Annotated in this window: 9 protein-coding genes; 7 read left to right on the top strand and 2 right to left on the bottom strand. The window is 69.1% G+C overall.

Annotated elements, in window-relative coordinates:
* Positions 1-58: 58 nt before the first annotated feature.
* The 7 genes from ACZ7KI_RS25125 to ACZ7KI_RS25095 all read left to right on the top strand — a co-directional run bounded on the left by ACZ7KI_RS25125 (position 59) and on the right by ACZ7KI_RS25095 (position 7925).
* Positions 59-2938 (top strand): type 2 lanthipeptide synthetase LanM family protein, encoded by a 2880-nt coding sequence (locus ACZ7KI_RS25125; RefSeq protein ID WP_470275527.1) that lies wholly within the window; start codon positions 59-61, stop codon positions 2936-2938.
* A gap of 12 nt (positions 2939-2950) precedes the next feature.
* The gene (locus ACZ7KI_RS25120; RefSeq protein ID WP_061982621.1) at positions 2951-3145 is read left to right on the top strand and encodes a hypothetical protein; all 195 of its coding nucleotides are present in this window, start codon (positions 2951-2953) and stop codon (positions 3143-3145) included.
* A gap of 88 nt (positions 3146-3233) precedes the next feature.
* On the top strand, positions 3234-6122 hold the full coding sequence (locus ACZ7KI_RS25115; protein ID WP_470275526.1) for a helix-turn-helix transcriptional regulator: 2889 nt from the start codon (positions 3234-3236) through the stop codon (positions 6120-6122).
* A 3-nt stretch (positions 6123-6125) separates the two neighbouring features.
* Positions 6126-6365: a glutaredoxin family protein gene (locus ACZ7KI_RS25110; RefSeq protein WP_465461899.1), complete on the top strand. Its 240-nt coding sequence runs from the start codon at positions 6126-6128 to the stop codon at positions 6363-6365.
* The gene (locus ACZ7KI_RS25105; RefSeq protein ID WP_465506903.1) at positions 6362-6565 is read left to right on the top strand and encodes a putative acetyltransferase; all 204 of its coding nucleotides are present in this window, start codon (positions 6362-6364) and stop codon (positions 6563-6565) included. The genes ACZ7KI_RS25110 and ACZ7KI_RS25105 overlap by 4 nt, the downstream gene beginning before the upstream one ends.
* A 91-nt stretch (positions 6566-6656) precedes the next feature.
* A complete protein-coding gene (locus ACZ7KI_RS25100) occupies positions 6657-6878 on the top strand; it encodes a hypothetical protein (protein WP_470275525.1) in 222 nt (73 codons plus the stop codon).
* Between the two features lie 27 nt (positions 6879-6905).
* On the top strand, positions 6906-7925 hold the full coding sequence (locus tag ACZ7KI_RS25095; RefSeq protein WP_470275524.1) for a YihY/virulence factor BrkB family protein: 1020 nt from the start codon (positions 6906-6908) through the stop codon (positions 7923-7925).
* Between the two features lie 72 nt (positions 7926-7997).
* On the opposite strand, the gene ACZ7KI_RS25090 is transcribed toward ACZ7KI_RS25095, so the two are convergent.
* Together ACZ7KI_RS25090 and ACZ7KI_RS25085 are read right to left on the bottom strand one after the other, a co-directional pair.
* Positions 7998-10334, bottom strand: a complete 2337-nt coding sequence (locus ACZ7KI_RS25090) for a chitobiase/beta-hexosaminidase C-terminal domain-containing protein (RefSeq protein ID WP_470275523.1) — start codon at positions 10332-10334, stop codon at positions 7998-8000.
* 140 nt (positions 10335-10474) lie between these two features.
* A complete protein-coding gene (locus ACZ7KI_RS25085; protein WP_470275522.1) occupies positions 10475-12823 on the bottom strand; it encodes an ATP-binding protein in 2349 nt (782 codons plus the stop codon).
* Between the last annotated feature and the right edge of the window lie 145 nt (positions 12824-12968).

Genomic DNA, 12968 nt, shown 5'->3' with positions numbered 1-12968 from the left:
TGCGTGCGCTGAATGTGGGGGTTCCGCCCCCATGTGCGTAGGCGGCCCGGCTGACAGCATGAACGACGTGACGCCCCAGCTACCGGCGACGTCCCTGCCGCCACGGTGGTGGGTGCACGGCCAGACCCCGCGCGAACGGAAAACGGACAAGCCCCCATGGGCCGACTTCGCCGAACGCGCCGTCACCGCGCCACTGCCGAGGCGCCCCCCAGTCGGTGACTGGCGTGTCGCCTTCGCCGGGGTCTTCAGGTCGTTCGTCGACGCCGCGTCCCGCGAAGCGGTCCCCGGTGACCTCACCGGCGCCGACGTCGACGCACTCCGCACCGACTTCGCCGCTCAACTCGACCAGCATCTGTTCAAGCTCTCGGTTCGCACGCTGGTCCTCGAACTCCATCGAGCCCGCAAGGCCGGGACTCTGCTGGGCGAGACGCCTGAAGAGCGTTTCGCGGACTTCGTGCGGCAGCAGTCCACTGCTCCCGGACTCGTCCGGTTGTTCAGCGAGTACCCGGTGCTGGCCCGGCTTCTCGCCCAAGCCTGCCTCCACGCCGCCGAGGCCCACGCCGAGATGCTGACCCGCTTCTCCGCTGACACCGACGCTCTGCCCGGCTCGGTCGCGGACGGCGCACTCGGCACGCTGGTGGCGGTGGCCGGTGGGATCGGCGACTCACACGCGCGGGGACGGTCGGTCAAACTGCTGCGGTTCTCCAGCGGTACCAAGGTGATCTACAAACCCCGCCCGCTGATCCTGCACGAACGCTTCACCGAGGTCGTCGAGCAGCTCAACAAACGGCTGCCCGGCCTTGAACTGCGGACCGCCGACGCGTTGCCGCGCGACGGGTACGGCTGGCTCCGGTTCGTCGAGCACCGGCCCTGCGCCGACATCGCCGACGTCGACCGCTTCTACCGCCGCCAGGGCATCCTGCTGGCGCTGCTGCACGCGCTCGACGCCACCGACGTCCACTACGAGAACATCATCGCCAGCGGCGACCAGCCGGTGCTGATCGACATCGAGACGCTGTTCCAGCCGTCGCCCGCCGACGCGCCGGACGGCGACCCCGCGGCCGCGATGCTGGCACGATCCGTCCAGCGCACGCTGCTGCTCCCCCAGCTCTTCGCCGGGGAACACGGCGCCGTCGACATCTCCGGGCTCGCCGGCCGCGGCGGCAGGCTGCCCACCGACCGGGTCGAGTGGGCCGATCCCGGCACCGACCGGATGCGACTCGTCCGCGTACCCGGTGAACTCGCCGGCGGGAACAATCTCCCGCGGCTCGACGGCCGCGACGTCACCCCCGCCGAGCACAGCGCGGCACTGCTCGCCGGTTTCCGCCTCGGCTACGACGCGGTCTCCACCGCACGGGACGAACTCGCCGAGCACCTCAAGCGCTGCGCCGAGGACCCCATCCGGGTACTCATCCGGCCGACGAACTTCTACTTCCGCCTGCTGGACGAGACCACCCATCCGGATCTCCTGCGCGACGCCGCCGACCGCGATCGCGCGTTCGACCTGCTCGAAGAGGACTCGGCGGGCGAGGAGAAGCTGCTCCGGCTCGTGCCGCACGAGCGGGCCGATCTGTGGGCGGGCGATGTCCCGATGTTCACCTCGAGCCCCGGTTCGACGTCGCTGCTGGACTCGCGCGGTGACGGCGTCGAAGGAGTGGTGGCGCGGCCGTCGCTGGACACCGTGCTGGCGAAGGTCGCGGAGATGGATCCGCTCGACCAGCGCGACCAGGAATGGCTGATCTCGGCCACCCTCGCCATCAGCACGGCGACCGTCGGCCACCACGGCGGTGGCGAGACCGCGGAGACCGCGGTGCCGAACCAGGCGCCCGACGCGGAACGGCTCCTGGTCACCGCCTGCGGGATCGCCGACCACATCGTCGCCAACGCCTTCTCCGACGAGCACCGCTCCAACTGGCTCGGGATCGAACTCGTCGACGACCGCTACTGGACCGTCCTCCCGATGGGGGCGGGCCTCGGCGAGGGCTACTGCGGTGTAGCGCTGTTCCTCGCCCAGCTCGCCGAACTGACCGGGATCGCGCGCTACCGTGACCTGGCCGCGTACGCGATCACCCCGCTGCCGGGCCTTTTCGCCACCCTCCGGGCCGATCGTGAGCTGGCCGCCACCGCCGGCTGCGGCGGTCTGCTCGGACTCGGCGGCGTCGCGTACACGATCGCCCGGCTCAGCACGCTGGTCGGGCTGCCCGCTGGGGACCTCATCGAGCAGGCCGTCGACCTGATGCCCGACGCCACCGCCGAGACGCCGTCCGGGTTCACCACCGGACTGGCGGGCGGCGTCGCTTCGATGCGCTCGGTGTATGTCCAAACAGGACTGGAGACGGCGCTGACCCGGGCGGACCGCTACACCGAACAGCTGCTCGTCCGCGACCGTCCACAAGGGACGGGTTTCGCGCGCGGTTCCGCCGGGGTCGACTGGGTGCTGCGGGCGCACGACCGGACCGGCGAACAACCGCCCGAACGGGACGACGATCGGGCGGAAAGCACCGGCGGCTGGTGCGACGGCCTCGCCGGCGCCGCCCTCGGCCTGGCCGCTCACCTGCCCGATCCCGCCGACGCCCTGGAACTGGACCGGACCGTCAAACGCCTGTCCGACGGGGCGCCGTTGAAGGATCTCAGCCTGTGCCACGGCGAAACCGGGGTGACCGAGGTGTTGTGCGTGCTGGCGGAGAACGGGCACACTGGCGCCGCCGCCGCGGTACGTCGCCGGACCGGTCATCTGCTCGCCGCGATCGACCAGCGCGGTGCGCGCTGCGGGACGCCTGGCGCGGTCCCCTCGCCAGGGCTGCTGAGCGGCCTGGCGGGTATCGGCTACGGCCTGTTGCGGCTGGGATTCGGCGATCGGGTCCCGTCCGCGCTGCTGCTCCGGCCCGACCGGCCGCATCCGGCGGCCACCATCGTCCCGCCGGTAAACCGAGTATGAGGAGAAATACCGATGTACGAAAGAGATCTGCCTGCCACCGAAGACGCCCTCGGCGCCGTGAACCTGCCGCGCGCGCTCGAGGTCGGCTCGCGCAACCACGCGCTGGCGGGCAGCAAGCCGCGGTTGAGCGCGAACCCGCTCGCCACCCTGTCCGGCGACCCCGGCTCGCCGTCCGTCGTCAGCGTCTTCGCGGGCGGCTGGATCTGAGACAGGTTCGCGAAGGCGGGCGCCGACGCCCGCCTTCGTGATCAACTCTTCGCCGTAGCAGGGGAATCCGCTCGCTATAGTCACGGCGGTGGGGATCCGTTCGTCGCGGGTGATCGGCCGTGACGCCGAACTGGCCGAGCTCTCCGGAGCTCTCGATCGCGCCATCGCCGGCCGCGGTGGCGCGATCTTTCTCGTCGGAGAAGGCGGAATCGGAAAGTCCCGGCTCGCCATCGAAGCCGCGTCGCGAGCGGTCGCCGCGGACATCCCGGTCCTGCAGGGCAGGGCGAGTTCGATCGGCCCGCTCGTCCCGTTCCGGCCGCTGTCCCAGGCGCTGTTGTCGCACTTCCGCGGCGGTGGCCCGCCGGAAGCGGCCGAACTCGACCCGTTCGTCCCCGTCCTCGCCCAGCTCATCCCCGACTGGAGCCAAGGCGACCGCCCGCGGGAGTCGGGTTCCCTGATGGTGCTCGCCGAAGCGGTATACCGGCTGCTGGCGGTCACCGGCCGCGATCGCGGCGCGCTCCTGGTCCTCGACGACCTCCAGGACGCCGACGCCGAAACACTGTTCATCCTCGAATACCTCGTCGACAACCTGTCCGCGGCGAAGACCCTGTTCGTCGGCACGCTCCGCAACGAGCCCTCCGACGTGCTCCGTCTGGCGACGTCCGGGGCCCAGCGGATGAGCTGTTCCGTCCTCGAACTCGGCAGGCTCGGCCTCCGCGATACCCACGCGCTCGCCGCGGCCTGCCTGGAGACAGAACCGGACCACCTGCCGTCGGCAGCGGCGGAGTTGTTGTGGCGCAACAGTGCGGGCCTGCCGTTCATCGTCGAGGAACTGCTCCACGGCATGGTGAACGACGGCCTGCTGGTCGAGAACCGCGACGGCTGGCGCGTGATCGGCGAACTCCGCGCCCGCGTACCCGCGGCGCTGGTCACGAGCATCGGCGTCCGGATGGAGCAACTCGGCGCGCAGGCGGGGGAACTGCTGTCGGTCGCCGCCGTCATCGGCCGCCGCTTCCCGTTGCCGGTGGTGCAGACGGTCACCGGGATGAACGACCGGACCCTGCACAACCATCTGAGCGCCGCCGTCTCGGCGAACCTGGTCACCACCGACGAGACGACGCCCGGCTGGTACGCCTTCCGCCATCCGCTGACCGCGGAAGCCTTGCTGGAGCGCCAGTCCCCGGCACGGAAGGCGACACTCGCGCGCCAAGCCGCCGACGCCGTCGAGAAGCTCTATCCCGACCTGCCCGGCGACCTGTGCGCGCTCGTCGCTTCCCTCCGGCTGACCGCGCACGACGAGCGGGCGGCGGGACGGCAGTTCGCCGAAACCGGTCGCCGTGCCCTCGACGCCGGGGCCGCGGACTCCGCGGTCACGATGCTCACCAAAGCCGTCGACCTGCTCGCCGGGGCCGACCCCGGTGACCGGGCCGAGGTTCTGGAGACCCTGCTGTACGCGCTCGGGCAGACCGGCCAGTTCGACCGTGCCGTCGAGCTCTCCGCCGGCTTCGGCGAGATCGGCACGCTCGAACGCGCGGCAAAACTGCACACCCAGCTGGCCTGGGCCGCCTACATCGCCGGACGGCACGACGAGTGTCTCGGCCAGATCGAACGCGCCCGCGCCCCGCTCGGTTCGGCGATCTCACCGGCGCAGCAGGCCGCGCTCGACGCCGTCGAAGCGAACCTTTGGCTCGACGTCCCCGGCCGGAGCGGCAAGGCGGAACGACTCGCACGTCAGGCATGGAGAGTGGCCGAGGAGACCGAGCAGCCCTTCGTCGTCTGCCAAGCGCTGCAGGTGCTCGGGATGCTGGCGCTTCCGAGGGACCTCAGCGAGTCCGAGCACTACATGCAACTCGCGCGGCGCACCGCCGAGGACAACCAGCTGCATCATCTCCGGACCCAGGCGCTGGTCCGGCTCGGCGGCCATCGCGTACTGATGAACGGCGACGAGCAGACCCTGTTGCTCGCCCGCGCCGACGCCCAGCGGACCGGGGCGATCACCCTGCACTGCGCGGTCGATTCCGTGCGCACCATGCACGCGATCCTGCGGTGCGACTTCGAGACCGCGCACGCACTGCTGGAGGACAACCTGGCCGTCCTCGGCAGGCTCCGCCTGACCGCGTTGCTGCAGTACGCGCATATGACCAGGGCGATGTCGGCTGGGCATCGGGCCGACCGCCCGGAGATGGAACGGGCACTCGAGGACTTCCGGGAAAGCGGCGGCGAGAACGCGCAGGAGATGGTGCTGAGCATCGGCCTGGCACGCGTCTTCTGCTCACTGCTCGAAGAGGACCTCGAACGGGCGCGCCGGGAACTCGGGCAGGTGATCAAGCTGGAGGAACGGCGGCCGAGCCGGTTCCACCTCGCGGGCCAGCACGGGCTCAGGACGCTCATCGACACCCTCGGCGGTGCCGCCTGCCCCGAGGCGGGCTCCGCGGTGAGCGGGATGCGATGGAACCGGCAGTTCGTGGAACTCGCGCACGCCGTCGAGCACGGCAGACGAGGCGACGCGGCGGAAGCGGCCCGGGCGGTGGCCGTCGCGATGGAGACCTCGGCGCCCTATCCCCTGGCCCGGCACCTCGGGCTCCGCCTGATCGCCGAACCGGCCGCCGCCGACGGCTGGGGAGATCCGGCGGGCTGGCTCAAGGAGGCCGAAGAGTACTTCCACGGCAGGGACATCCAGGCGGTCGCGGGTGCCTGCCGAAGCCTGCTCCGCAAGATCGGCGCACCCGTCCGGCAGCGCCGCGCCGGTGTCGACCGCGTCCCAGCCGACCTGCGCGCCGCCGGTATCACCGTGCGCGAGTACGAGGTACTGGTGCTGCTCGCCGAGCGGATGGGCAACAAGGACATCGGCGCCCGCCTGCACATCTCGCCCAGGACGGTCGAGAAACACGTCGCGAGCCTGCTGGCCAAGACCGGCCTCGCCGACCGTTCCGCCCTCGCCGAACATGCCGCCGAACGGCGACCTGGCATGCTGTGAGCCATGAGCGACCTCACCGTGTACGGCGCCGGCTGGTGCCCCGACGTGAAACGCAGCCGTGCCCTGCTGGACGCCAAGGGTGTCGAGTACGACTACATCGACGTCGAAGCGGACGCCGGTGCCGAGGAGACCGTGCGGGCACTGCAGAACGGTGAGCGGCGGATCCCGACCATCGTCTGGCCGGACGGAACCCATCTGGTCGAACCGAGCGACGACGAGCTCACCGCGCACCTGAACCGATGACCCTCCCGGACGTCCCGGTCGGCACGAGGGTCGTCGTGCGATACCGGATCGAAGGCGGCTTCACCGACGCGCTCGGCTATCTGCGGTCCCGTGACGACACCGAATGCACCGTCGAGACCAAACGCGGTCTCGCGACGATCCGGCTGGCGGACATCGTCCTGGCGAAGACCGTCCCGCCACCACCGGCGCGGTCTCGCTGAACGGAGCGCGGGTTCCCGGCCATCGGAGAAACCCTTCCGGTCATCGCGGCCTGCTCGTAATGTCGGTCCGACGAACTGGAGGGATCATTCGATGAAGACCTTTGCCGTCGGGCTCGCGGCCGCCCTGTTCGGGTTGCTCGCCGCCGCACCCGCCCAAGCGACCGTTCTGGACTCCTGGCAGAAGTACGCCGTCTACCCGACCGAGGCGATCTGCGAAGCCGAAGCGCCGCAGCACCGGCCTTGGGACGCCGACGGTTACGAGTGCTGGGCGGAGAACGGCGCCTGGACGTTGTACTACATCTACGCCACCTGAGCTCGTTTCACCCCGGCGAACCGGGGTATGCCAAGGGATCCCCACCAGGAGGTCCCCTTGGCCGGCAAGAAGAACAAAGGACCGGAAGGCCCCACCGATCTGCCGAAGCGGTCGTGGTGGGGCGTGCTCAAACGGACATTCGCCCAGTTCAACCGGGATGAACTCCTTGACCGTGCGGGCGCGCTCACCTATTACGGGGTGCTCTCGCTCTTTCCCGGGCTGCTGGTGCTCACCGCGCTACTGGGACTGATGGGGCCTTCCGCCAAACAGACCCTGATCGACAGTGCGGGTGAGCTCACTCCCGGGCCGGGCCGTGACCTCCTGCTCGGCGCGATCCAGGAGCTGTCCGGGTCGAGTGGTCTCGCCGGTCCGGCCGCGATAATGGGTCTGCTGGGCGCGGTCTGGTCGGCGTCCGGCTATCTCGGCGCGTTCATCCGGGCTTCCAACGTCATCTATTCGATGCCGGAGGGCCGTCCCGTCTGGAAACTCTGGCCGTTGCGGCTCGGCCTCACCGTCGCGCTGCTCGTCATCCTCGCGCTCTGCGCCATCGGGATCGTCACGACCGGCGACGTGGCCCGCTACCTCGGCGACCTGGTGGGACTGGGCTCGACCGGCGTCCTCGTCTGGGACATCGCGAAGTGGCCGGTGATCGCCTTGCTGGCCGGTCTGGCGTTCGCGGTGCTCTACTGGGCGAGTCCCAACGTCAGACAGCCGCGCTTCCGCTGGATGACGCCGGGCGGTTTCGTCGCGGTACTGCTCTGGGCGGCGGCGACGGCCGGGTTCGCCTTCTATGTGAGCAACTTCGGCTCGTACAACAAGATCTACGGCTCGCTGGCCGGGGTGATCGTGTTTCTGATCTGGCTGTGGATCTCGAACATCGCCGTCCTGTTCGGCGCCGAACTCGACGCCGAACTCACCCGAGGGAAGGAACGTGCGGACGGCCGTCCCGCTGCGGAGGAACCCTTCCTTCCTCCTCGCGACACCCGGGCGATGGACGATGAGGAGACGGAAGAGGTCACCGAGGCTCGCACGCGGCAGAACGACTGAGCTCGGCTGTAAGTGGTCGTGAGTGATTTGGGTCGTTAGAACGACCCAAATCACTCACGAGCCTTATCCGCGTTACGGGTAACTGACCAGGTTGCTCGGCGTCGTCCCCGGCGGCGTCACCGCGCCGGCGTCGTTGATCACGTGGGTGATGGTCCCCTTGTAGTTCAGCGAAACCGTCACCAGGTTGTGGAATCGGACGCCGGAACGATTCGGCACCTCGAACGCGTGATACAGGTTCACCGACGGGTTGTCGTTGAAGAAGCAGTAGCTGCCAAGGCCCCACGCCTCGTGCGTGGTCACGTTATCCCCCACCTTGTAGGCGGCGTACCCGTTGAGCCCGTTCGGACTCTTCCATCCCGCCTGATCCGGGACGTCGTAGGGGATCTCGTTCTGGAAGAAGATCGTCCTGCCGTTCTGGCCGTTCCAGATCACCTGGTACTTCTGGTAATGCTCGACGAACAGGCCGGTCGCGAGCACGTTGTCGCCGTTGACCACCAGCCCGGTGTCCGCGGTGTTGACCGTCCAGCCGTAGGTGCCCGCGTTGCCGTGGTCGGCCCGCCACGCCCAGATGTGGTCGATGATCGTGTCACGGCTGTTGACGACCAGGCTGTTCGTCGCCTTTCCCGCGATCTGGCCGCCGATCCGGAAGAACACGTCCTGCAGCGTCGTCGGGTTGGCCGAGTGGTTCGCCGTCGAGCCCGCCGGGCCGACCGTGAGCAACGACTGCGAGTTGGTCGTGCCGGCATCGAACAGCAGGCCCTTGAGCCGGACGCCGTCCACGTCGGCGACCCGCATCGCGTCGACGCCGTTGTCCGGTACCAGCGTCGGGTAACCGATGCCGAGGACGACGGTCCCTGCCTTGCTTACGTTCAGCGTCTGGTTGAGGTGGTAGACGCCGGGGGTGAAGAACAGGTTGCAGCCCTGGGAGAGCGCGTTGTTGATCGACGACGCGGTGTCCCCCGCCTTCACGACGTAGAACTGACTCATCGGCAGCGAGCTGCCAGGGGTGCCGCCGTTGGCCCAGCTCGGGCCGGAAGCGTTGGTACGCAGGGAAGGCAGGAACACCCGGTACTTGCCGGAGCCGTCGAAGTACAGGTACGGCACGTCGCGTGACACCGGCGTGGTGCCGAGCGTCGTCTCCGGCGGATTCGGGAACGTGTTCGCCGGGGCACCGTTCGTCCCGGAGAAGACCATGTTCCAGACGCCGCCTTCCCAGCTGCCGTAGTTGCTGTCGCGGGTGTACCACTGCTGCTGCGAGATCGACGCGGTCTTACCGGAGACCTTCGTGTCGGCCGTGTAACCACCGCTCGCGAAGCCGTAGCTGGCCGGGAAGAGGTTCAGCCCGCCGCGGATGTCCATCCGGCGGAACGGAGCGGCCTGCGCGACGGCCCAGCGGGTCGCGCCGCCGCTCGGGACGACGGCGAGGTTCTCCGCCGAGCGCCAGAAGTTCTGCAGCGCCACGCCCTTGTCCGACTCGTTGAACGCGTCGACAGTCACGTCACCGTTGATCACCACGTCGCCAGGGTTCTGCCCGAGACCGGCGACGGAGGTGTAGTAGCCGACGTCGTCATGGATCCCGCTGTACACACCGGGCTTGAACAGGTGCGCGTACCGGCGTTCGGTGAACTGCGCGGTCAGGGTGTCCTTCTGGGCGTTGAAGTCCGCGTCCAGCCGGGTCTGGATCGACTGCGCCGACATACCGGGGTCGAAGATCCGCACGTTGGGGCCGAAATCCGGGACCTCGGACTGCACCGGACAGGTCGCCTGCGTCGATCCGATCGCGTAGCTCGCGGACGCCACCGGCGAGTTCGCCGAGCCGGACTTCAGCGCCATCGCGGAAACCGTCGAGGACGCCGAGACCGTGATCGGGCCGGAGTACACAGTGGACGACGCGGTCGGCGTCGATCCGTCCACTGTGTACCGGATGGTCGCACCGGCGGTCGCGGTCGACAACGTCACCGTGCGAGCGCTCGGGTAACTCCCACCGGGCGGGTCGAACGTGGGCGCGGCGACCGTGGTGCCACTGCCACCGTGGGTGTAGCCGAAGTGCGGGGTGTCGTACTGCGGCCCGTTCTTCTCGTAGGTGAACCAGTAATCGAGGACCGTGCCGGCGGTGAGCGAGCCGACGGTGTGCCGCCAGGTTCCACCGCTGTCGGTCATGCGGACGTTCTGCTGACCCACTCCGGGCACGCCGGTGTAGTGGATGTCGACGTAGCGCGCGGTGGTCGCCGGGGTGAAGGAGAACTGCGCCTGCGTCGCGTTCACGGACGCCGCGCTCTGGCTGTAGTCCTCGGCCGCGGAGGCGGTGGCGCCACCGAGACCGGCGGCGATCAGGAGTGCGGATAGGCCGAGGGCGAACATGCCCCTCGCCCCTTTCCGCCGTTTGGGCTGCACAAGGATCCGATTCACGTCGTGACACCTCCGGCGTTGGAAATCCACGGGCGAAGCAATTCGTTGCGCGCCACAACAAAGTAGCTGGCCGCGCGATCTGCCCAGATCACGCTTCGGTAACAGCAATGGTCCAAACCGCCGGGCTGCTCCGGACGGACCTACCGGACGCCGCCGTTCCGCTCTCCGCGCAGCGCCGTCTGGGTCACCCAGGCCGCGATCTGAGCCCGGGAATCGAAGTTCAGCTTCCGCAGGATGCGCTGGACGTGCCCCTCGGCGGTCCGGCGGGAGATCACCAGCCGATCGGCGATCTCCCGGTTGGACAGGCCGTCGGTGATCAGGACCGCGACCTCGTGCTCCCGGTCGGTGAGGACCGTCTCGACCTCGGCGACGGGACCGCTTTCCGCTCTCTCGACCTCGTCGAGCGCGAAGGCGACGGCCTCTTCCAAGGTGAACTCGCTGCCTTGCCGCGACAGCACCGAGTACCGGCTGTCACCGAGCGCCTCACGCGTCCGCGCTTCGCAGTCGCCGTGCGGGGCGCCGAAGTACTTCGAGCCGAACATCGGGTAACCGACGGACTGCCAGATCCTTCCCGCGCAGCCGAGCAGAGTCGCCGCTCGCTCCCACTGCCGGAGGGACGCCTCGATCCACGCGAGCACCTCGATCGACAGCACCATGCCGAGCAGGTCGTTGAACGTGCACTTGAGCCGCAGGCAGTTGCGCGCGTAACCGGTCGCCAGGTCGAACTCGCCCCGGTTCAAAGCCACGAGCGCGAGTACGTAGATCGCGTACGCGTAGGCCCATTCCTCGCCATTCGCCGCGCCGATCGCGCGAGCCTCTTCGCACAGCGCCGCGGCTTCTTCCAGTTCACCGAGGAAGATCGACGCGATCGCCATCTCGATCCCGGCCAGCATCACGTTGCCGTTCATCTCGCCCAGCCGCCGATAACGGACCCTGGCGTCTTCGAACAGGTCTTTCGCATAGCCGACGTCGTCGCCGACCAGTGCGTTGCACCCCAGGCGGTGGATCGCGTAGGCGAGCGCCGTCTCGTCCCCCACCCGGCCCGCTTCCGTCCGGCACTCCCCCAGCAACGTCACCGCGCGCGCGACGTCACCCTGCAGGGTCGAGACGTATCCGTTGACCCACAGCGCTTTCAAGCGATCTTCGCCGCCGCCGGGGACGGCTTCGAGCGCGCGATCGAGCCAGTGCCGCCCCTCCCCCAGCACGCCGCAACCCGCCCAGTAGAACCACAACGTGGCAGCCAGTTTCAGGCCGGCGCCGAACTCGGACGGCGTGGCAAGGCAATAGTCGAGCGCGCCACGCAGATTCGCGTGCTCAAGTTTGGTCCGCACGAAGATCTCCGCCTGCTTCGGCCCGAACCATTCCCGCTCGCTCCGCTCGGCCTGCGTCAGGTAGTAATCCCGATGACGGCGCAGGACCACGTCCTCGTCGCCCATGGCGTGGAGCTTCGACCTGCCGAACTGGCGAAGCGGCTCCAGCAGCCGATACCTCGTCCGATCACCGTCGCGTTCGACGAGCAGGACCGACTTGTCCACCAGCCCGGTCAGCTGTCCGAGCACCGATCCGGCGGGCAGCCAGTCCCCCGCGCAAACGGATTCCGCCGCGGGCAGACTGAAGCCACCCCCGAACACCGACGCCCGCGCCCAGAGGAGCCGCTCGGCCGCTCCGCACAGGTCGTGGCTCCATTCGACCGCGGCCAGCAAGGTCTGATGCCGAGGCAATCCGCCGCGTTCTCCCTTGGCCAGCAAGTGAAAGCTGTCCTCCAGCCGCGTCGCCAGCTCATCGAGCGACAACGCGCGGACACGGACCGCGGCCAGCTCGATCGCCAGCGGAATCCCCGCCAGCATGCGGCACATCCTCGCGATCAGCTCCTGATTTTCGTCGGTGACGGCGAAACCCGGCTCGACGGCGGCCGCCCGTTCGGCGAGCAACGCCATCGCCGCGTAACCACGCCAACCGTCCGGCGGAAGCGGGACCAGCGGATCGGGCAGCGGCAACGGCGCGACCTGCCACAGGTGCTCGCCAGGGATCCCGAGCCGTTCTCTGCTGGTAGCCAGGACGCGGAGCCCCGGTGCCACCCTCAGCAGCCGGTCCACCGAGGCGGCGCAGGCGTCGATCAGGTGCTCGCAGTTGTCCAGGATCACCAGGATCCGGCGCCCCCGCAGGTGATCCGCGAGCACGTCCGCCTGGTTTCGGCCCGTGTCGTCGCGGACGCCCAGCGCCTCCAGCACGGTATGGACCAGCAAGGCAGGGTCGGACAGATCCGCGAGTTCGACGAGCCAGGCGCCGTCGGGAAACGCCCGGCGCAGTTCGGTGGCGGTATGGAGGGCCAGCCTCGTCTTGCCGACTCCGCCGACACCGGTCAATGTCACCAGCCTGGCTTTCGACAGGAGCCTTTTGACTTCGGCGACATCCTGCTTTCGGCCCACGAAACTCGTGGTCCCGGCGGGGATGTTGCCCGGCCGGCCTGCCGAGGCCGAGGTGCCCACCCCTGAACCGTACGGACGCCCTCGACCGGCGGTCAACGAAGCCGGGGGCTCGTTCGCTCGGTCAGCCCAATGAAGTGCCGGTGCGGCTCTTACGGACCCTCTCTCAGGGGTTGCCGTATAAGGAAAGTTTCCTCGGCTGAGCCGA

Source organism: Amycolatopsis sp. NPDC039088 (genome assembly GCF_055598845.1).
This window is presented reverse-complemented; position numbering and strand designations above follow the sequence as displayed.